We start from the raw sequence: 20,902 nt of genomic DNA, 5'->3' as shown, positions 1-20,902 counted from the left end.
GCGGCTACTCGCGTTGGACCGCTTTTCTTTGCCAGTAGACAGTGCCGCCCACTTTCCGGTTCTTGCCGAAGATCGCGGACTTCATCAGGGTGCGGGCCATGAATAGGAAGTTTCCAAGAAGCTTGCAGAAGTACCTGAAGTCGTCGACCGAGTTAATTTTCCTGAAGTAATGTCCTGGGTTGGTGATCAGTCGCTTCACCTGGGTGGACAGCATGCGCTTATAGCCGAGATGGGTCATCTCCCTGATTTCGTCACTCTTGTACAGGGTCGTGTCCAAGCCCCTGGTCGAGAGGTAGTAGCCGATGTTCTCGAAGAAGTCCCCCTCGTTTATCAGGTCCTCCTTCTTCAATATCTCCCACAGTTCCGTCTTCGGAAAGGGCATCAGGGAGTAGAAGGTCGCGAAGTCCGTGCCAGACGAAATGGCGTAGCGGATGGAGTCCTGCATGTCCTCCTTGGTCTGATGCGGAAAGCCGAAGATGAAGGTGGATACCGTCCAGATGCCGATCTTATTGGCGTAGCTGAGCATGGCCCTGGCCCGCTCGGTATTCAGGTTCTTGCGGATGTAGGCCTGTGTTTCCTTTGAGGCCGCCTCGATGCCGAAGGTCAGGCGATAGCAGCCGCTGGTTTTCATCACGTCGAGAAGCTTCTCGTCAAGTGTCCAGATGGCGGTGCCGTTGGGGCAGGTCCACTTGACGTCCAGTTTCCGCTCGATGAGTGTTTGAAAGATTTCCATGGCCGTCTTGGGGTTGGCCGTCAGGTTGTCATCCACGAAATGTATTTCGCCGACGCCGTAATCCCTCACCAGATGTTCGATTTGGCGCACCACATAATCGGCGGAATGATGCCGCCACTTGTGGGACCACACCGACTGGATGGAGCAGTAGATGCACCGTTTGGGGCAACCGCGCGATGCCAGCATGAAGGTGTGCCGGTTGCGGTACACATAGGGATTTTCGTGATTGGAGAAATACAATTCCATCGGCAGCAGATGGCGGGCCGGGAAGGGTAGATCGTCAAGGTTCTCGATCAGCGGTCGGGATTCCGTGCGGACCAGATCATTGTCGCGGGCGAAGGCGATGCCTTGGATTTGACACCAATCCTCACCTGCGTCGATGCGGGTCAGGAACTCGGAAAACGTCAATTCCCCCTCGCCCAGGATGGCGAGGTCGATCTCGGGGCGGCCGAGTAGGGTGTGTTCCGTCAATGCATTGACATGGGCCCCCCCGACCACCACGGTGATGGTCGGGTCCACGGCCTTGGCCAACGCCGCCATTCGATAGCCGTCCGCCGCATAGGCCGAGAACATGATGCTGATTCCCAGCACCCTCGGGCGAAATTCCTCGATGCGCTTGCTGATGTCGTCGTCGCTCAGTCCGACCTGGGTGCCGCCAGAATCCGCAAGGGTGGTCCGGTTGTGAAATCCTTCGGTCAGGGCATCGACGATACGGACCTCGTGGCCATCCCGCTCGGCATAGGCCGCGATGGAGGCCAGACCCAGCGGCGGGATGGAACCCGCCTCCGATGGGTCAAGGCCGTAGCGGGTAATCGGCGGGTAGATCAGCAATACGCGCATGGGGCGGAACCCTTCCCGGCGGCTACCGCCTGGAGGCGGCGGTCACCTTGCTGTAGATGAAAAAACCGATTGGGTTGTCCAGGGCCAGTTTTCGCCCGATGGTAAATAGCGTTCGGTTGCGCGACACAAGATAGGCCAGTGTGCCCGCCACTCGTCCGAAGCGGTATATCAGGACGGTCTTTTCATAAAGTGCATTTCCCAGTTCCATGGCGCGGATGCGATCGGCGCGTGGAAACTCGTCGGTCTCGTAGACTGGTTCGAAATTGCGGCTGCCGATGCGAGACAGGAACTCCTGGTCTGGGATCAGTTGTCGGGCCTCGGCCTTCATCCACTCATAGACCTCCGTCCCCGGATAGGGGACGAGATTATAGAAATTTACAAAATCGGTTGGGAGTGAAGCAGCAAAATCAAGTGTCCGCTGGAAAGCCTCAAAGGTCTCGTTGCGATGGCCAACGATGAAATTGACTGAATTTCGGATGCCGACCTTGCGGGTCAGCTCGACGGCGTTGCGGACATCCTCGAGTTTCAGCTTCTTACCCATGTTGTAAACGATTTCCTGATCGCCCGATTCGCAGCCGAACGACACGAAAACACAGCCCGATGCCTTCATCTTTCGAAGCAGGACCTCGGATACCCGGTCGGCCCGGATACCGTTGTACATTTCATAGGTAATTCCCAGCTTTCGTTCGATGATCAGGTCGCAAATGGCTTCCGCCCGCTTGAGGTCCAACGAGAAGCAATCGTCGTTGACCTCGAACCGCCTGATGCCGTAACGCTTCTTCCAGAATTCCATCTCATCGACGATGCTTTCGGGATTTCGCTTGCGAAACCCTCGTCCCATGGACAGCTTGACCGAGCAGTAATTGCACTTGTAGGGGCAGCCGCGTGACGTGATGATCGGCAGTGCCTTTGCGCTGTAATAGTTGTAGCGCTCGAATTCGAACGCCTCGAAATCGGGATAGGGAAGATCGTCCAGTTCGGAAATCATGGCGGTGGCAGGATTGGCCACTAGGCCGCATTCCTCGGTACGCCGGATCAGATTGGGCACCTTCGCGAAATCGCGCTCGCCACCCAACTGCACAAGAAAGTCGAGAATTGCCGTTTCGCACTCGCCGTACATGGCGAAGTCGGCGACGGTTTCCTCCAGGACCCGTTCGCGGACCGCAGAGACATGGGCGCCGCCGATGATCACCGGGACGTCGCTCACCTCTTTAATCCGTCGGATCAGATCGGCAGCGTAGTCGATACTGAAACTGAACGAGGTGATGCCAACCAAATCCGGCTGCCAGTCGTGCAAGCGCCGGAACAACAGGTCGTCGTCGTTTTCCAGTCCCTGGTCGAAGACCGCGCAGGAATGTCCAGCCTTCTTCAGCACGGCGACCAAGTAGGCCAAGCCCAGATGAGGGTGGCCGGGCCGGGCCTTTTCGTCTCCAAACAGAGTTTTCTGCCAGGGATTGATGAACAGAACCTTCATGTCGTCATCCTTGCAGCATGGTGTGTCGCCCCTCGGACGCACTATCTTCTGCCGATGGCGAGAAGGCAGGCAAGCGGGACACCCGTCTGGCCTCGACCAGTCCGTCGACGAACCCGCGGGCGCAGGCCCCGACGAGGTCCATTCTGCGGCAGGCCAGATAAATCGACGTGTACGCCAGAAAGAAGGCTGGATTAAAGAAAACCAAGAAGCAGGCATATTGAAGCGGATTGGCAAAACGCTTCATGAATATGGTGCGGTTGCGCGAAAAATAGTAGGCGCGGTAGGGGCTGCCGCGCAGCATGATCCCATCGCGCCAGCCGACGCTCGGTTCGATGTCGTGGTAGACCTTGGCGGCGGCGCATATGACGCTGCGGAATCCCGCCCGTCCAGCCCTCATCGGCCAGTCGGTCTCGCCGTAGCTCATGACATAGATGGGATCCATTGTTCCCACCCGCTCAATAACCGAGCGTCGGACCATCCAGACATTCGGGATCTGAATAGTATCGCAGTTTCGTGAAAACGTGTCGTCGTCTGGCATGTTGATGCCGCGATAGTGGGTCCTGCTTGTCCACAGACTGATATCGACTCCCATGCACCATATCCGGTCGGGGGCCGAACGGTAAAACATCTTGGGACCGACGAAGCCGATGTCGGGCGAGCTTTCCGCCAGATCCACGAGATGGGTGAGGAAATCGGGGGCGACGACATTGTCGCTATCAACAAACAGAAGGTAGTCTCCGCCGCTATGGGCGATACCCACATTACGCCCGCCCACGGCACCAAGATTCTCAGTCTGACGCAACACCCGCACCCTAGGATGGGCACTGAGGACGGCCTCTGCCGATCCGTCGGTGCCAGCGTTGTCCACGACCAGAATCTCGACATTGGGGTAGTCGATGCGTGACAGCGATTCCAGACAGGCCAGAAGTTGGTTCTTCCGGTTGTGGGTTGGAATAATCACGGAAACGAGTGGTCGCATTCTTCGACTTCGCGCTCTGGTGTCGCGCCGACCACCCGTTGGGGGCGTCGGATAATGACTTTGGGCGATTGATATGCCACTTATCTACGGAATATGTCCAGCCGCGCGGAACGGCCCTTTCGGTGCGCCGATGCGCATCGTCACCACACTGACGTGGATCGGATGGATTCTCCCTGTTGGATTGTCTTGCCATGCGCCGATTCCATTGCCTAACATGCCGACACACCCGGGTATTGGGCGTTTCGGGGGCTTGCTGCGGCAAAAAGTTGGCTGGTTTCGTTTGGAATGATTGAATTGGCGCAGCGCAGCACGATCGGTAAAGTCGCGATTTCTTACCCGCCGCTTCAAAGCGAAAAGGGAGTTCCGCTGCTTTCCCAGAACAGGCAGTTCCAGTGGTTCAAGCGCCCAACCTATATCTACCCCGTGATTCCAGCCTATGCCGCCACCCGGCTCAAGAACGACGGCTATGCCGTCTTATGGGACGACGCCATTGCCGAGGAACTGAGTTTCGAGCAGTGGTGGGAGCGAATCCTTTCCGAGCGGCCCGACGTCATTGCCATGGAGGTCAAGACGCCGACCGTCCGGCGCCACTGGGCCATCACCGAGAAGCTTAAGCGGGAAAGCGGTTTCGATCCCATCGTCGTGCTTTTCGGCGATCACGTTACGGCCCTACCCGCGGAAAGCTTTGAACACTCTCCGGTTGACTATGTGGTCACGGGGGGCGACTTCGACTTTGTATTCGCTGGTCTAATCGCGTGGCTGGATGGCAAGTCCGAGACCCTGCCCGGGGGCGTTTGGCGTCGTTTGGACGGGCGGGTTGAGGCGGTCGGGGCAATCGCGCTGCATCACGATCTCGATACCGCACCGATCATTGACCGCGACCTCACGCGGTGGGAGCTTTACGCCTATCGCAATGGCAATTTCAAATACACGCCCGGGACCTATGTTATGGCGGGCAGGGATTGCTGGTGGGGGCGGTGCTCGTTCTGCAGCTGGACGACGATCTTCCCCGGCGCCACGTTCCGTACGGTTAGTCCCCAGCGGGCATTGGATGAAATCGGCCAGCTGATCGAGCGCGGAATCAAGGAAATCTTCGACGATTCCGGATGCTTTCCCAAAGGAGAGTGGCTTCGCGAGTTCTGCGACGGCCTTATTGCCCGCGGATACCACAAGCGGGTGGTCATGGGCTGTAATATGCGGGTCGGGGCGTTGTCGCGCGAGGAGTGGCAATTGCTGGGCAAGGCCAATTTCCGCTTCGTCCTGATCGGACTGGAATCGGTCACCCAATCGACGCTCGATCGCCTGAAGAAAGGCATTCGCGTCTCGGATATCGAGGCGACTGTCCGGCTTGCCAAGGAAGCGGGTCTCGAGCCGCATGTCACCACCATGGTGGGCTATCCCTGGGAAACTGCGCTTGAGGCGGAAAACACCATCGCCTTTGCGCGCCAGTTGTTCAAATCCAATCTGATTGACTCGCTTCAAGCGACGATCGTCGTGCCTTATCCGGGGACTGTGCTGTTCGCCGAAGCGCGCGAGCAAGGATGGTTGCTGACCGAGGACTGGGATCGCTACGACATGAAGGAATCGGTATGGAATAGCCCGATTTCAAGCGAGGACGTGTTGCGCTTCACCCAGGAGCTCTACAAAGCGGCGCTGAGCCCGCGTTTCGTCCTTCGCAAACTTGCGGCGGTGAGGTCGGTGGACGATGTCAGGTTCCTCATGCGAGCGGGCGTTAAACTTGTGGGCCATTTGGTTGATTTCAGGGGATCGTTTGCCCGGCACCGATCCGAGCCGCAATGACGGAGAAGGAGAATGTCGTCTTGACCGGCCGTGTATTGTTCATTCGAGAGCGGGACTATATCCGAACGAATGTCATTAATTATGGGATGTCGATTATCGCGACGTTGGTGAGTAAGGAGTTCACCGTCAAGGCGATCGACAACAACGGCCGCTATCGCCTCTATCAGCATAAGGATATTCTGGCTGAGGTCGAGGCGTTCGCACCGGATGTCATCTGCTTTTCCATCAGCACGTCCAATGCTTATACCGCCTATACGACGGCGCAATATCTGCGGTGTCATTACGCCAAGTCTCCCGCCCCGGTTTTCGTAGCGGGCGGCGTGCATGTCAGCCACATGTTCGAGGAGGCCATCGACCACGGCATCGACTATGTGGTGCGGGGCGAGGCAGAACTCGTGGTTCTGGAGTTGCTGCGGGCTGTCCTGGATATCCGCGAAGGGCGGCGAGACGCGGTCAATATGGCTGTACCCGGAGTGGCGTTCCGTCGCGAAGGAGTTGTCATCGACGGTGGTGTTGCTCCGTTGCCCCAGGATCTCGACCAGTACAGCGACGTGAATTACGCCATCTACCAAGTTTCGGACTTCTCCCGCCACGCAAGAGATGCCAACGACTTTGGAGCCGTGCTGTCGCAACGCGGTTGCCCGTTTCGCTGCGCCTTTTGTAGCGATCGCTATCTGAAGGAGCCGGTGCGCCGCCGAAGCGTTAATAGCATTGTCGATGAGATTGAACGTAAGCGCAAAGCGTTTGGCGTCGATCTCGTTGATATTACGGACACCAACTTCACACTATCCGACAAGCGGGTGACGGAATTCTGCGAAGAAATTATTGCTCGCGGCCTTAACAGGCACATTACATTTACGATTCAGAGCAATTCATTTCGCGTTGTTAAGCCGGAAATCATCTCTCTAATGAAGAAAAGCGGGTTTGGTTGGGTAAGTTTTGGATTGGAGCGCCTTGAATCAGCCACGCAGAATCGTGTCCACAAGATCCAGAGCCTGGATGTCGTCTATCAGAACCTGAAGAATTACACGGATCAGGGCTTTACAGTCAGCGCCAATTGCTTGATCGGCTTCTCGTTCGATGACCTCGAGCGCATCGAGGCGGAGGAACGGGCGTTTTCCGAGATTCTCTGGCGATATGCCGACTCTATTCCCGTCAACATCATGTTGCCGTGCCCTGGGACTGAGGAATATGAGGAACTGCCCGAGCAGAACAGGAAATGGTACCTCAGTCCGATGTTTCATAACATCAGGCGACCATTTTATCAGGCGGTGAAGCGGATGCAGTACGATCCCCGTCTGGTTCCGACTTTCAATTTCGACGCAGCAATGATGCGCCGAATGCTGCGGATGCGAGATGATATGCGCTTGAGGAGCCTAAAAAAGAAGAGCCTGGCGCTCTTTGTGGGCTACTTCCTGATGCTTCAGGTCTCTAAGGTCTCCGAATTCATCTATCTGCGCAACCCACGGCTGGAATCCTTACTTTTTGGGTGGTCCTTGGACCTGATCGCCCGCCTTGACGCTGCGCTGGTGGCTTTTTGGGCCCGGAAGGGGCCGTCGCAGACCGCGGGGCCAAGCTGAATTAGCGGCGGCGGCGTCGGGATCCGATCAGCGGCCGAGGGATGGCGAGTAGTTTCGCGCGAACAGGCCGACAATGAACCGCGTCCCGTACCACAGATGGGTTATGACGACATAGGGCAGGCTCAGCAGGGCGACCACGCCCCCTTCGTGCTTTCTAACGTCGAACCAGACCTTGATCAGAGCCAGTCCGTAAACCGAAAGGCCTGCGATATATAGAAGGCGGATCGTTTCGGAGAATTGCGACAAGATCAACCCGATCGCTACGAACAGGGCGAAAGCCGAGGGAATAAAGAAGATCAACTTGCGCGACGTTTCGGGATAGCGTTTGGCGAACAGGCCGCGATGGTAGCCATAGCTGCCCACTTGCCGAAGATGCTTGCCAAGGGTGGCGCGGCGGTGATGGAACACCTTGATGGACGGGGCATAGTGGATGGTCCAGCCGCCACCTACTAGGTCGCGGCACAGCTTGGTGTCTTCGCCCGGCCAATAGCTATTGGCGAAGCCATCGACGGCAATGAAGGCGGTCCTATTGACGATCAGGTTGACGGTCGGCCAGTCATCGACCAAATGCGGTTTACCCACAGGTATATAGCGTTCGGGAAAGCCCCCTGACAGGCTACTGAGGAAAACCGCACCCGAGACCCTGTTCCAGAATGAATCGCTGGACGGCGTGATCGCCGGGCCTCCGACCGCCCCGACTCCGGGGTGGGCTTTCAGATAGTCCTCGGCTGCGCTCAGCCAGTCTGGAAACGGGTAGGCGTCGTCGTCCAGGAAGGCGAGATACGTGCCGATCGCCTGCCGCGCGCCCATGTCGCGTTTGGCTGGCGGACTGATCGGACCGGTGACGATGATCGAAATGGGCAGGGCGGAGAATTCGTCGGGAAGTTCGATCGCAGAATCCGGAAGAAGGAATACTTCCCAGTTACGCTTAGGAAGCAAAGCTAAATGCGTTAGACATTCACTAAGGTCTGGTGACCATTCCTTAAATGGAATTATTACTGAGAACGTGATTCCGGTAGGCTCTGGTTGAATGCCTGAGTCAGATGTTGGATTCGTTTCAGAATACATACAGGAAAATCCCCGGAGTTACATTACGTGCGGCGTCACGTGCATTATTGGCGCGTAAGGCTGCGCCGGTATTGTCCACCCCTGCCCGCGCGGCAAGTATATCAGGCGGATTGAACTCCTTCTACCGTGCAATCGGCCAACATGACGCCGCCATTCCTTATTTGCTTACACCTCTCCCTGCGGCTCGGATCTGGCTCAGGGTTACGTCCCGAACTGTGCTGCGATTTGCTCATGTTCTGGCTCTGATCAAAGGGGTGTGAACCTAGAATTGGAAATAGAGGAACCGGCCCTGTTGGAAGGCACCGAAATAGACAATGAACGATGCCAGGAAGCCTATGGATAAGTACCTCAGCACAGGCGATGATTCCGATGCTGATATAAAATTGAATCGGGGTCCGATCAGGGCCGTCAACTCGACGAGAGCGATTCCCGCCAGGGCGGCAACCAGAAACGTGGTTTCGCCGGTGAACAGCGACAAGGCGCTGCCTTCGCGCCAATGGGCAATTGACGACAAAAAGGCGCTGGCCTCTGTGAGGGTTGCGGCCCGAAAGAAAACCCAGGCGAAACAGACCAAATGGAAGGTGAGCAGCCACCGAATCCCATCGGCGAGCCAGCCCAAACGGCGTGGACGCCGCCACCCAAATCTGCGAACGACGATTCCGGTCACCCAAACGCCGAAGCGCACCGCTCGCCCGGCCAGGGATTTGTCGCCTAGGCCATAGACCGATTTCTCGTCGATGAACTTGCGTCGAAGAGACACCTCCTGATCCGTGGTGTTTTGTATGCGCAAGACGGGAGCCTTTCGCCCGTCCAGGTCGATGTCGGCGACCGAGATCTGGGGGGAGTTGCCAAGTTCGATCTCCCTGCCGTCGGGGCCCGCATGGACTTGCTCCAGGATGCTGAAGGGCAAGTCGAAGCCAGTGCCGGATGTCGCGGCCATGTCAAATTTATGGGGAATATGGGACTGTGCCGAATAGCGCACCCCAAATACGGTCCGCTGTACTTGCGCCGGGTCACGGGGGGGCGGCAAGAGTCCTTTCGCCTGGAGATGCTCCATTAGGGCTCGGGTGAAGATCGTCCCTCCCAATTTATTAAGGTGCTCACGGTCGGCAAACAGAGTAGTTGGGTCGAGTTTAGGCAGGAACAGGCTTGCATCGACGATCGGAGCCCCCCGCTTGGCGAGAGTTGATCTGAAAGCATCCCAGTCCTTCCGCACCGAGGCCGGCATATCTTCTCGTTGCTCGAATGGCGGCCCCAGCACCGTCACCACTGGGATTCCGGAGGCGGCAGCCAGGTCAAGTAGGGTCATGTAGCTTTCCACCTGATCTTCGAGCATCGGGTAAGCTCGTGGTGCCGTCAGGGTGCTGTTTTTGCTGAGTTTGACAGCATATCCCTTGCCGACATAGGTGCGGTTGCCGTTGTTGGGAATGATGACGTTGGCAGGTCGGGGGTGGCGCAAGCGATCGATAACTTCGGCCACCACAACCCGCAATGGAATTAAGCTTCTGTGCGCAGCTGCCATTTGGAGCATTTCCAGGTCGAGTGGCGCATCGTGCAGCAGATAGGGGAGAGCCTCTACGCCTTCGGTACTGAACATCCGCGAATAGAAATCGTAGATGATCAGCTTTGGTTTCTTCCGGGCAAGGGCGTATTTGAGGAAGTAGTAGGATTGTTTGGGCGTCTGCGCAGAAGTGCCAAATGAAAATGCCTGGTAATTAGAGCTCTCGATCTCGGTAATATCGTAGTTGCTGTAGGCTCGTGATGGCCCTAGGATCAAAATATCTATAGATCCTATCTGTTCGTATTCATTGAACTGCGTTGCAAGAAATGTATGAGTCTGCTTGTGCCATTTTATCGTCCTTTCAAGTATTGATGAGTCTCCAATTTTGATAAAGCTCAGTAGGGCGCCGACAGAAAACGTAATTGTCACCAGGAAAACACACACACCTCCCGTGCGAACAAGCGCTCCGAGAGCCAGTGTTATAATTCGGCGGACACGGACATAGGCTTGGGGGGGCGTATCGAGGCGACGAAACGTCATGCGCCAGCGCACCCCAAGAATTTCGTAAGATTTTTGGACAAGCGGCTGTCTGAGGCGAACGGGGAGCGCCAGGGATCATAAGCCATTGGCCGCCACTTCGCCCCCCGCTTCTGAAAAATACGCCGAAGCTACGAACCTATATCCCTAATGGACGTTCTATCCGCCCACGCCAGTGCAAAATAGCTCAACTTAGGGCTTCAGGGAAGCCAGTCGCCGTCAAGGCTGTCGATGTCCTGTCTTGGGAAATTTCCTGGATTATGTCAATCCGGGGGGGCTGGCCTGAATTGATGAATCTGCGTATACCTGGGCGATGAGGTCCGCACACTCAACTTCCAGGCCGGATGCTCCCGCAGTGAGCGTTTTGGTGGTCAACTACTTGGCTGGCCCACATCTCGAGAACTGTTTGCGAGCCTTGCTCGGGCAGACCATGGCCGATTTCGAGGTCATCGTCGTCGATAATGGTTCGTCCGATGGTTCGCTGATCCCAGCCATGGCGGCTGTCGCGGGGGATAGCCGCTTCGTGTTCGACAGTCCTGGCCGCAATGTCGGGTTCGCCGTGGGGAACAACCGCGCTGCCGCTCTGTCCCGAGGGGTCTGGCTGGCCACTTTGAATCCTGACGCCTTTGCCGCGCCCGATTGGCTGGAGCGCCTGTTGGAAGCGACCGCGCGTCATCCCGATACGGCCATGTTCGGCTCAACGCAAAGGGATGCCGGTGACCTTGGTCGCTTGGATGGAGCGGGCGACAATTACTTTTTTGCGGGTGTGCCATGGCGAGGAGGCTTCGGTTGGCCCGCATTGGCTCTGCCGCCCGAGGGTGAGGTCTTCGGCCCCTGTGCCGCCGCCGCATTTTATCGTCATGACGCCTTCACGGCGGTTGGTGGCTTCGACGAGAGCTTCTTTTGTTATGTTGAGGACGTGGATTTGGCCTTTCGTCTACGGTTGGCCGGACACCGCTGCATCCAGGTTGTTGGTGCCGAGGTCAGGCATGTGGGGGGCGCCAGTTCCGGCAGCAGTACATCGGACTTCGCCCGCTATCACGGCTTGCGCAATCTGGTTTGGTGCTTCGTCAAGAATATGCCGGGGCCGTTGTTTTGGTCGCTGCTGCCATTCCATGTGGGGGGGGTGGCGCTGCTGGTGGTTAAGGCTGCGTTGCGAGGCCAAGGGAGGACTGCGTTCAGGGCGATATGGGACGCACTGGCGCAATTGCCGCGGATATGGGCTCGGCGCCGTCAGGTTCAGGCTGCGAGACGGATAAGCTCGGTCGCGGTGGCCCGCTCCCTTGTTTGGTCGCCGTTCTCCTACTTGCGGCGGGCGCCCGTGGTTTTGGCTAATGCTCGATCCAGCCGGAACCGCATCTATTCGTGACGCCCGCTGCCGAAGACTTCGGATGCGCAACGGGATGGAGGGCGGTCGCAGATTTTCTGCTGCGCTAGGTTCGTCGTCTCTTTGCGCAGCACATCTATTGGGGGCGTGCAAAAATATCACTATTGCCAAAATGGCGACATTTTCGCACTTGTCGGCGTTGACATCTCTGCGTTCCGTGGTAAAAGCCTTACCAAAGCTGTGGTATCTCGTCGGGCTCTGGCCTGGCACGATTGAGGAGAACTGGGGATGAGGATTGATCGGATTTCGGCCCTGGCGGCTGTTGGGGTTGCGGGCGTGGTTTTGGCCAGCCCGGCATTGGCCGCGTCCGACGCATCGTCCTCTGCCGCAGTTGCTAATCAGGCTGTTGCTTCGGTGGCGGCTCCTGTAGCTGCGGCTCAGACTGCTGGTCTGATTGGCGGCGCGGTTGGTGGTGCGGTCGGCGGCGCGGTCGGTGGTTCGGTCGGTGGGGGCAGCGTTGGCGGTCCGGTCAGCAAGCTGTTCAATACTCGCGACTCCGGTAAGGGCGGGGGCGGGATGCCTCCGAAGCTCGGCCTCTGGGCCCAGGGCACCTGGGTGAACATCCGCAAGAGTGAAGCCTCCCTCGGCATGGATGGTAACGTTATCAACACCGTGTTCGGTGTCGACTACAAGTTCACTGATCGTGTTCTCGGCGGCGTGGGCTTCGGTTATGAAAATGTCGATATCAAGACCAAGTTCAATTCCGGTACCTACAAGGCCGATGGCTATACCGTGGCCCCGTATCTGGGTGTGAGCATCACCCCCAACTGGACTGCGGATCTGTCGGGTGGCTACACTTGGCTGACCTACGATGTCAGCCGCACCAGTGGCGCGGTCAAGGGGTCGTTCGATGGTGGTCGTTGGTTCGGTGCCACCAACCTGACCGGTTCCTATGCTATCGATCGTTGGCGCCTGAGCCCGAAGGTCGGCGTGTTGTATCTGCGTGAAATGCAGAACGCGTACAACGACACCGGTACCAGCACGGCTCGTAATGCCGCCCAGGGTATCAACTTCGGCCGCGCCAGCGGTGGTTTGAAGACCGGCTACGCCTTCGACGGCTTTACGCCCTTCGTCAAGCTGACCGGCGAGTGGGACTTCACCAAGCCGAAGGCGGTGCTCAAGAGCAATGGCCAGATGTCAGCCGTGGATAATGGCGGCGGCGTTGCCGGTCTGGGTGTGGATTTCGGTGGCGCTGGACCGTGGTCCGGTACTGTCGAGGGGTCGTACAACTCGATCGGTCGCACCAGCCTCGACGTCTGGCAGGGCACTGCTAAGGTCCGTTATCAGTTCTAGTCTGCGGATTAGTCTGGAAATGTTGGGAAGGGCTAAGTCTTCGGGCTTAGCCCTTTTCCTTTTCTGCCTGATGTTGCCCGGCTGCGCCAGCCGTCTTGACGTCGCGGAGGCCCTGGCAACGCAGCGTCATTGGCGATCGGAAGTAATCGCGACTCCGACCTTCGACCTCCACTCCTTTGGTCCGGCTCGCTTGGTTCCAGGGGCTCCCCTGGTTGTGTACATAGAAGGTGACGGATATTCCTGGATCAGCCGAAACCGGATTTCTGATGATCCCACTCCCCGGCGCCCGCTTGCCCTGGAGCTGGCGGTGAGAGACCCGCGGTCGAACGTGGTCTATCTGGCGCGGCCCTGCCAATACGTCCGCGGCAGTCATCTCCGAAACTGCCAGCCCGCCTATTGGGATACAGCTGGATATGCCCTGGAAGTAATTGAAGCCTTCGATGCGGCGATTGATCTGTTAGTGCGCCGGGCCAGCACAACCCAGGTCTTCTATGTGGGGTATTCCGGCGGCGGTGCCGTGGCCGCCCTGGTTGCTGCCCGCAGATCTGACAGTGCTGGCTTGATTTCGGTAGTCGGAGTCCTCGATCACGCCACCTGGACGAGGCTGGACGGATTGGAGCCCTTGCGCTATTCACTGAATCCCGCCGATGAGTCCGCAAGGCTGGTAAATGTCCCGCAACTCCATTTCTCCGGCGGGCGCGACCGGACAGTGCCGAGCGCCGTGGCCCGAGCCTATGTCGCCAGCTATCCTGATGGACGGCGACCTCGGATCGAGATTCTGGCCGATTATGATCATGAATGCTGCTGGGTGGAGCACTGGCGCAAGTTGATCTCCCAACCTCTTACGCTTCCTGGGGAGCCCTAGTGCGATCGTCTCCCGATCCCAGTCTCCCCCAGGTTCTCGGACCGGCCTTGGTTTTGCTGTTGGCTCTGCCAATGGCCCTTGGGTCGCTGCCGTCTTTTCGTTTCGGATATTGGGACAAGGCCGAGCCCATGGTGGTGTGGCTCAATCTGTGCGCAGGACTGGGGGCATTGGCGCTCGCCCGTTGTGCCTGGGCAAACCCGCGCATGACATTGGCCAATCTCTCCCACCCTTATGTACTAGCGCCACTGGCGGTAGCCCTGTGGAGCCTCGTTGCCGCGTCTTTTATAGCCCAGCCTCGGCTCAGCCTTCTTGGTGTGCCGCAAAGTGGTCTTGGCGCCCTGTGGTTCCTTGATTTGGCCATTATGATCGCTTGCGGGTTGATGGTCCGGGATTGCCAGCTGGCATGGCGGCTGTTGTGTTGGGCTGCGGCTGCGGTAGCGCTGGCGGTCGCCGGGCTCAAGGTATTCGACCGCCTTTCCGCCGATCTTGACCATACGCTGCTACTCTACGTCGAAGCCTATTACGGCTGGATCGGCGTCGCTCTTCCAGTCTTGGCGCGGCCTTGGGCGTGGGCTCGCAGGGACTGGCCTCTTGCCGTGATGTTGGCATTTGCTTCGCTGGGTTGCGTTTTTGCCTCCCACAGCCTAACCGCTTGGAGCATCCTGATCGGTGGTGCGGTTCTGGTGTTGCTCTCTGAGCGATTGCCAGTTTGGCCTATCCGGATGGTCACTCGGTCCCCCTGGGGGGCGGCTGCTCTGGTGGGGGGAGCGGCACTCTTGCCCCCCTTCGCCCTGCGGGTTGCCAAGCCGTTTCTCGACAGTCCATCGCTGGTGGATCGTGCCCATCTACAGGATATGATGCTGGCCGACATGGCCCGTTCATCCTTCTGGTTGAGTGGACAGGGTTGGGGGCGGGTTCAAGATGCCTTCCATGCCAATCTTAATGTCACTGGTGAAAATTTATGGCAGCCAACCTGGATCTTCCTGTCCAGTGACTATTTTAGTAGCCATAACTGGCTTTTGGACACACTTCACGCAGTGGGGCTTCCGGGAGCGATCCTGGTCTTAGCGGGATTCATGGTGCTGCCCCTATATGCGGCTCCAGCGGCGCGACCGACGGCGACTGTTTTGGCTCTTGCCTATGCCCTTATTGCCGCCGTCTGGTTTCATCTCTGCTTTTCCCTGCCGTTCTTCGCCCTGGGGATGGCCGCAGTTGCACGTTCGGTGGACGAGAGGACTGTTCCCGCCTTCTTCAGGAGGGGGGGCGCCTGGGGCCTGATGCTGGTCGCTACCCTGCCGTTGTTTGCATCTCAGATACTGGCCGAGTACGGGTTGAATATCAGGGACTTGCGCAGGGACGTGGCGAATAGAACCGCTATGGAGCGAGTCTGGCCCGCCGATCCTCGCGGATCGGATCTGGAAACGGCAGAGGCTATTCGTGATGCATTTGCCGACTTCGCCAAAGAAGGAGGCCGGACTAATCCGGCCCTGGTTCCTGCAGCACGGGCCATGATGGCGACCCTGCGGGAGCGCATCCCCCAAAGCGATAGTATTATGTTGATTACCGTCGGCCTTGGGGTTCAGTCCTATCTCTATTTCAGTAAGGAACTGGCTTGGTTGGCGCCGGATCTGCCGGGTAGCCGCGATCTGTGGCGGCTTTGGCTCGAGCGTTTACTCCTATTGGCGCCTGGGCGCACCGATCAGGCCATAGCTTATCTGACGGATAGGGCCATGGCCGGAGATCTGACGGCGGTTGAGCAGTTGGTTACCCCGATTATTGGTCGCGATAGCCGTGATCCTGTTGGCCTGTATTTCCGGGGGCTGCTCCTGATCCTTGGTCGGGATCCGGCCATGCGGCCCCAGGCCATTGCTTCGTTCAGGGCGTCAGCCGCCGCTGGGATAGAGCGATTTATGCCACTTGATCCGGTGGTGCGCCAGTTGATCGAGTTCCGATGACTGGAGTCAGGGCTTGATGGGGTTGGGGGTTGGGGGCGAGGCAGCCAGCAGTTCGTCGATGATCCGCTGGCGTTGCTCGGTTGAGACTGTGCTGGACGAGGGCGTGAAGCATGCGAGCATCCGCCGTCCCAGGCTCTCCATGCCGCGACCCAGATAGGTGGGGGGAAGCGTCAGGTATATATCGCAGTATCGCCCGGAAGGATCGGTCAGGATGCCCCCCTGATCCCGATGTGATGTTGGCTCCAATGCCCTATGGAGGCGGTCCTGGGTATCGGCGGTTACCGGGTGAAAGGTAATCTCGATCGTTTTTCCTGCCTTACGGCCCGGCGGCGGGCACGAGCCGGTTCCAAATGTGCACGACAAGGTCCATCGTGATTGCTTCTCTGCCGCCTCGATAGCGAGTGAGAGGCCGTCACGTTGGGCCGCCGCCTGACGGGCAGAAAGATAGCTGGAGGCAGCCTTGCCGGTCAGCATGTCGGGATGGAAGCCGCCAGCAAGGCAGTGAAGAAGTTCGTGGCCCACCGCCTCCAACTGAAAAGCCGAAGGGTTAGGCGGTAAGGCCACGTAGATATCACAGCGCTGGGATTCCGGGTCGGGAACGGCAATGCCAGCCAGTTCCATTCCGGCGTGGCCGCCGACGGCCCGCCGCAAAGCTTCGGTTTGCGAGGCCGTCTCAAGGGCGTGCAGCGTGACAGTTTGCTTGGGATGCCACCATTCCGCCCGGACAGGAAGGGCGGCCATCTGTGCCTCGGTCATCGAGCAGACCGGTGCCTTGGCATTGACTGAGGAACCGCAAAAACCGCTTCCATCGCTACAACTGGATGTCAACAAGACGGAGACGAGGCAAGCGGCCCACCGTCTTATCACGTTGGAGTCAAACATCCGGATACCTCGAAAAACTGCTGATATCGGTATCGCTCAACTTCCTTATAGATTGATCTGAGATCTATCCTGCTGCTTTGGGTACCGTCTCGAATCAAGCTTAGCAATCATAACCTTTGCTGTCGCAGGAGTAATACTGGATGTTATGCAGTCTGACGCGGCAATTGGCGGCGATCAGGATAAACGGATTTGACGATGTGAATTGCGGGTCAATCTGCCCCCGGTAGGTCAGCAATTCCGAGACCCCCGGTTCTGACATGCCTTTCTTGCCGTTCACCCCTCCGAATCCGGCTTGCATCGAATTGCCGCGATAGAATCCGACACGGACGCATTGAGGCGCGACCCCGTCCGCCCAGGCCGAGACCACCACGGTCTTGCCCGCCAAAGAGGTATCATAATATGAATTGGTTGGGACGTTTTCGACCAAGGGGCGCAACGCTATGGGGATCGCACCGGTCTCGATGGTGACGCTACCTCGGTTCTTTGGCTCGCTTCCATCGTTGACCACCCGATAGGGGCGGCCTGCATAACTTTCCCAGTTGACGAGTTTATTGTTGGCGGTCTGAAACGGGTAGCTGGTCAACCGTCCCGTGGCTGGGATGGGGACATTGCGTACCGCATCCGAGGTGCCAGCTGCAAACATCTGGAGAAGGGGCATGAGCGTGTCCGTGGGCATGACCGCTTCCGCGGCATTGACGAGTTCCAGCACGGCACGTCCTGAGGGTAGATAGGTTTCCTTATCTATATCGACTTCCATTACGACGCCGTTGGACATTTCTGCGAAATACAATTTGTGGCGGATGGGGTCGAAGTCGATTCCTTCCAGATGTATTTTCTCGGGCAGCGGAGTCAGTAAGGCCCGTGACTGTTCCAGGATCGACAGGTTCAGGTCCCGATCCATCATCAGGACATGTCCTTTGACGTCGGCCTTGTCGGTGCAAGTGATGAAGACTCGGCCCCGGTCGTCCTCGACCATCTGACGGGGACGGACTCCGTCGGGCAGGTTCAAATACCTGATGTCCTGAGGTGAGTTGATCGCAATTAACCTGCTCATGGGTGTGTCGGCAATCAGGATGGTACCATTCTTCAGCCGGATGATGCCTTGGGGAGAAAACGCCAGGGAGGGCAAAGGCAACAGGTCGTTCGCTTTGCCGGTATCAAGATTCAGGCTGACCGGAGTCGCGGCACTTACCAGGGCCGAACGTCCACTCGTCCCTCCATCATTGAAGAGCCCCATGGGGAAGGTCATATAGGTCTCGTGGACCGCCTCCACCACGGCCTTGGGTCCATCGAGCCTGATCTCATAGACATATCCGCTTTGCCCCTGGTAATAGCCAGCCAAAAGCTTGGAGGACGCGCCCGGGACAAGGAAATACATGCGATCGACCCCGTCGCGCCCGGTGATGGGCACTGGCCTCACCTGATTCTGCGCCAGATCGAGTTCAAACAGGAAGTTGCTCCAGGTTTCCCGGGGGTTGGGGTGAATATTGAACAGCAGCCGATGATCCACCAGCGCCAGTCCATAGATGGGCATTGTCAGGCCCATGTGATAGCGGGTCACCGCAGCGCTTCTCAGGATAGCGGGCCGTTCGGTCGTGATCCAATGCTGGGGGGGCGGGGCGGCTATCTCTTGTTGCGCGCAACCAGTGAATAGGACGGCAAGGGTAATGCAGCATGCCACGGCCGCGCCACGCAATGAGATAGCTTGAAGTGATTTCATATCCAGACTCGTAAAACTACAATATAAGGCCAATTCGCTTGGCGGTCGGTAATGTAGCGGTGTTCTGGTCCGGTCGAAAGGCGGAATGATTGACCCTCCCCCGGTGAATGCTCAAAACCAGCAAGCGCCGGTTAAGGGGCCGGGAGGGGCGGTGATGGGAACTCGTAGGGAACGAGTTTGCAAACCACTTGCGGAATGGGCTGCAAACCAATGACAGCCTTCCTGACCAATCCGGGGGTGGCCAAAAAGTCAAAGGCCCCGGAAGCCGTAGCTTCCGGGGCCCCTGAATTTGGTGGGCGCACAAGGACTCGAACCTTGGGCCAGCTGATTAAGAGGCCGTTGCGGCGGGGTATCCTGTTATCTCACGACATAACAAATCGGCCAAAAGGTTAGCGAGTCCATAGCGGCATAAGCCGCCAAAACACAAGGATATTGCTCAATCTGATATCACTGTATATTACAATAGGTAACAGCGCATGCCGCGCTGTCCGAGTTCCGACTCGTGTTACCTATGTTACCTATGAGGTCGGCATGCCCAAGATGAAACTCACCGTCGCGGCTCTGGACCGGATGGCACCGCCCGCCGCCGGGCAGGTCGATTATAACGACGCCACCACATCCGGCTTCGGCGTGCGTGCGAATTACTCTGGGGCTAAGACCTTCTTCGCGCTGCTGCGGATCGGGTCCAAGCTGACCCGTATCACCCTCGGCTGGTATCCCGCCGATGCCGTGGATGAAAAGATGCGCCGCGACGCCCTGGAAGAGGCACGCACCAAGGCAAAGGACGCCATGGCGATTGCCTCCGTGGGAAAAGACCCTCGGATTGTTTGGGCCGAGCGCGAGGCCGCGAATGCCCAGATGCAAGAGGCCCAACGGGCGGTAAATGCCAAGTTGCTGTTCCCGGCCGTGGTGAAGGATTTCATGGCCAAACATGTCGGGCAAGCCAAGGGCGGGCTCAGGGATAGCACCGCACGGGCATACAAAGCCGCTCTACAAGGCACCGACGTGGCCGCCTGGACTGACAAGATGGTGACCGAGATCAGTAAGCGCGATGTGCTGGACGTGCTGGACGCCATCACCGCACGGGGCGCCCTGGCCAAGGCTGCCTCGCAACGCCGGTACTTCTCAAAATTCTTTCGCTGGTGTGCGGAGCGCGATTTGATCCAAGTTCCACCCACCCTCACGGTCCCCAAACCGCAAGCGGCCGTCACCAAGGATCGGGTGCTATCGGTAGAGGAGTTGCGCGACGTCTGGGCCGCAGCCGATGCCGTAGGGCATCCCTTCGGGCCCATGGTCAAGCTGTTGATTTTGACCGGCCAACGCGAAAAGGAGGTGGCCGAGGCGGTGTGGTCGGAGTTCGCGGACCTGGATGGGGAGGGGCCACTTTGGACGCTGCCGGGTGAGCGGACCAAGAATCGCCGCGACAACCTGATTCCTCTGGCCAAGACGGCCACCACCATCTTGGGCGGACTGCCGAAGTACCGCCGTTGCCCGTGGATATTGACCACGACGACAAAGGCACCGATTTCGGGATTTTCGAAGGCAAAGAAGCGGATAGATACCGCCATCGCCGCCCGCCGCGCCAAGGATGAGCGCAAGCCTATGCCGGGCTGGACCTTCCACGATATTCGGCGGACCTTTGTCACCATGGCTGGCGACGAACTAGACGCCGATCCGCACATCGTTGAGGCTGCCGTAAACCATATATCCGGGACGAAGGCTGGTGTGGCTGGCGTCTACAACCGCGCCAAATATCTCCCCCAGAAAAAGAAGCTGTTCGCCGACTGGGATGCTTTTGTCGCCAAGGTGGTGGGGGGGGAGAATGACCGCAGCGAAAGAACGGGCCGAATCACTGAAGGCCATGCTCGAACGGATGCTCCGTAAGACAGCCCGCAATCTGGCCGACAATTATGAGGAGGGGGGATACTCCGCCGAGTCCTGCGCCACCTACCGAAAAGGAGCCGAGGACGCCGCCGAAGCGGCGATCCATGACGTTATCGAATTTCTGGAACTGCACCGAGAAGCGGCCCGGAGTCTGGTGTCGCTTGATGGGTCCTCCGAGGGTGGGAAGCTCCGCACCACCATTGACCGTGACCGCAAGTGGGCGGAGCTGTACCAGCTCGCACAAGCCCGGAATTCTCGACAGAGTAAAGAGGCCGTGTTGCAGAAACTGGCCAAGGACATGGGTATGAAGCCGGACACCGTCAAAAGGGCGGTGAATCGCGGGCTGCGCGACATGGGATTGCTGCCGAAAAAATAGTTGGGAACACCGGGGCATCTTCCCGGAC

Annotated in this window: 15 protein-coding genes; 8 read left to right on the top strand and 7 right to left on the bottom strand. The window is 58.2% G+C overall.

The features are described from left to right. Positions 1-4: 4 nt before the first annotated feature. Genes CCC_RS06665 through CCC_RS06655 form a run of 3 tightly spaced genes read right to left on the bottom strand, consistent with a single transcriptional unit; the run spans position 5 to position 4,026 of the window. Positions 5-1,573 (bottom strand): B12-binding domain-containing radical SAM protein, encoded by a 1,569-nt coding sequence (locus tag CCC_RS06665; RefSeq protein WP_041040399.1) that lies wholly within the window; start codon positions 1,571-1,573, stop codon positions 5-7. 22 nt (positions 1,574-1,595) lie between these two features. Further along, positions 1,596-3,047: a B12-binding domain-containing radical SAM protein gene (locus tag CCC_RS06660; protein WP_009868593.1), complete on the bottom strand. Its 1,452-nt coding sequence runs from the start codon at positions 3,045-3,047 to the stop codon at positions 1,596-1,598. Between the two features lie 4 nt (positions 3,048-3,051). After that, a complete protein-coding gene (locus CCC_RS06655) occupies positions 3,052-4,026 on the bottom strand; it encodes a glycosyltransferase family 2 protein (RefSeq protein WP_082036530.1) in 975 nt (324 codons plus the stop codon). Positions 4,027-4,311: 285 nt separating this feature from the next. On the opposite strand from CCC_RS06655, the gene CCC_RS06650 reads away from it, so the two are divergent. Together CCC_RS06650 and CCC_RS06645 are read left to right on the top strand one after the other, a co-directional pair. Continuing rightward, positions 4,312-5,826: a B12-binding domain-containing radical SAM protein gene (locus CCC_RS06650; RefSeq protein ID WP_052472961.1), complete on the top strand. Its 1,515-nt coding sequence runs from the start codon at positions 4,312-4,314 to the stop codon at positions 5,824-5,826. Positions 5,827-5,846: 20 nt separating this feature from the next. Then, a complete protein-coding gene (locus tag CCC_RS06645) occupies positions 5,847-7,406 on the top strand; it encodes a B12-binding domain-containing radical SAM protein (protein ID WP_160295518.1) in 1,560 nt (519 codons plus the stop codon). A 27-nt stretch (positions 7,407-7,433) separates the two neighbouring features. Here the strand turns inward: CCC_RS06645 and CCC_RS06640 are convergent, their stop codons facing one another. Further along, a complete protein-coding gene (locus tag CCC_RS06640; protein ID WP_082036519.1) occupies positions 7,434-8,474 on the bottom strand; it encodes a glycosyltransferase in 1,041 nt (346 codons plus the stop codon). 262 nt (positions 8,475-8,736) lie between these two features. Further along, the gene (locus tag CCC_RS06635; protein WP_152619719.1) at positions 8,737-10,515 is read right to left on the bottom strand and encodes a hypothetical protein; all 1,779 of its coding nucleotides are present in this window, start codon (positions 10,513-10,515) and stop codon (positions 8,737-8,739) included. Between the two features lie 310 nt (positions 10,516-10,825). On the opposite strand from CCC_RS06635, the gene CCC_RS06630 reads away from it, so the two are divergent. The 4 genes from CCC_RS06630 to CCC_RS06615 all read left to right on the top strand — a co-directional run bounded on the left by CCC_RS06630 (position 10,826) and on the right by CCC_RS06615 (position 16,012). Next, positions 10,826-11,881, top strand: coding sequence for a glycosyltransferase family 2 protein (locus CCC_RS06630; RefSeq protein ID WP_041040393.1), 1,056 nt, complete (start codon positions 10,826-10,828; stop codon positions 11,879-11,881). Between the two features lie 246 nt (positions 11,882-12,127). Beyond that, a complete protein-coding gene (locus CCC_RS06625) occupies positions 12,128-13,192 on the top strand; it encodes an autotransporter outer membrane beta-barrel domain-containing protein (protein ID WP_152619718.1) in 1,065 nt (354 codons plus the stop codon). A 328-nt stretch (positions 13,193-13,520) separates the two neighbouring features. After that, positions 13,521-14,057, top strand: a complete 537-nt coding sequence (locus tag CCC_RS06620) for a hypothetical protein (protein ID WP_160295517.1) — start codon at positions 13,521-13,523, stop codon at positions 14,055-14,057. Positions 14,058-14,104: 47 nt separating this feature from the next. After that, a complete protein-coding gene (locus CCC_RS06615; RefSeq protein ID WP_152619716.1) occupies positions 14,105-16,012 on the top strand; it encodes a hypothetical protein in 1,908 nt (635 codons plus the stop codon). A 6-nt stretch (positions 16,013-16,018) separates the two neighbouring features. On the opposite strand, the gene CCC_RS06610 is transcribed toward CCC_RS06615, so the two are convergent. Next, positions 16,019-16,894 carry a hypothetical protein gene (locus CCC_RS06610; protein WP_152619715.1) on the bottom strand — a complete coding sequence of 292 codons (876 nt, stop codon included), beginning with the start codon at positions 16,892-16,894 and terminating at the stop codon, positions 16,019-16,021. Between the two features lie 100 nt (positions 16,895-16,994). Beyond that, positions 16,995-18,455 carry an SMP-30/gluconolactonase/LRE family protein gene (locus CCC_RS06605; protein ID WP_152619714.1) on the bottom strand — a complete coding sequence of 487 codons (1,461 nt, stop codon included), beginning with the start codon at positions 18,453-18,455 and terminating at the stop codon, positions 16,995-16,997. 690 nt (positions 18,456-19,145) lie between these two features. On the opposite strand from CCC_RS06605, the gene CCC_RS06600 reads away from it, so the two are divergent. Together CCC_RS06600 and CCC_RS06595 are read left to right on the top strand one after the other, a co-directional pair. Beyond that, a complete protein-coding gene (locus tag CCC_RS06600) occupies positions 19,146-20,498 on the top strand; it encodes a tyrosine-type recombinase/integrase (RefSeq protein ID WP_009868332.1) in 1,353 nt (450 codons plus the stop codon). Continuing rightward, positions 20,437-20,874, top strand: coding sequence for a hypothetical protein (locus CCC_RS06595; RefSeq protein WP_152619713.1), 438 nt, complete (start codon positions 20,437-20,439; stop codon positions 20,872-20,874). Before CCC_RS06600 ends, CCC_RS06595 begins: the two co-directional genes overlap by 62 nt. Positions 20,875-20,902: the final 28 nt, after the last annotated feature.

Source organism: Paramagnetospirillum magnetotacticum MS-1 (assembly GCF_000829825.1).
Lineage (GTDB): Bacteria > Pseudomonadota > Alphaproteobacteria > Rhodospirillales > Magnetospirillaceae > Phaeospirillum > Phaeospirillum magnetotacticum.
This window is presented reverse-complemented; position numbering and strand designations above follow the sequence as displayed.

Coding starts and splice junctions, on each gene's coding strand:
- CCC_RS06665 (WP_041040399.1), bottom strand. CDS start 1,573: ATGCGCGTATTGCTGATCTACCCGCCGATTACCCGCTACGGCCTTGAC.
- CCC_RS06660 (WP_009868593.1), bottom strand. CDS start 3,047: ATGAAGGTTCTGTTCATCAATCCCTGGCAGAAAACTCTGTTTGGAGAC.
- CCC_RS06655 (WP_082036530.1), bottom strand. CDS start 4,026: ATGCGACCACTCGTTTCCGTGATTATTCCAACCCACAACCGGAAGAAC.
- CCC_RS06650 (WP_052472961.1), top strand. CDS start 4,312: ATGATTGAATTGGCGCAGCGCAGCACGATCGGTAAAGTCGCGATTTCT.
- CCC_RS06640 (WP_082036519.1), bottom strand. CDS start 8,474: ATGTATTCTGAAACGAATCCAACATCTGACTCAGGCATTCAACCAGAG.
- CCC_RS06635 (WP_152619719.1), bottom strand. CDS start 10,515: ATGACGTTTCGTCGCCTCGATACGCCCCCCCAAGCCTATGTCCGTGTC.
- CCC_RS06630 (WP_041040393.1), top strand. CDS start 10,826: ATGAGGTCCGCACACTCAACTTCCAGGCCGGATGCTCCCGCAGTGAGC.
- CCC_RS06625 (WP_152619718.1), top strand. CDS start 12,128: ATGAGGATTGATCGGATTTCGGCCCTGGCGGCTGTTGGGGTTGCGGGC.
- CCC_RS06610 (WP_152619715.1), bottom strand. CDS start 16,894: ATGTTTGACTCCAACGTGATAAGACGGTGGGCCGCTTGCCTCGTCTCC.
- CCC_RS06600 (WP_009868332.1), top strand. CDS start 19,146: ATGCCCAAGATGAAACTCACCGTCGCGGCTCTGGACCGGATGGCACCG.
- CCC_RS06595 (WP_152619713.1), top strand. CDS start 20,437: ATGACCGCAGCGAAAGAACGGGCCGAATCACTGAAGGCCATGCTCGAA.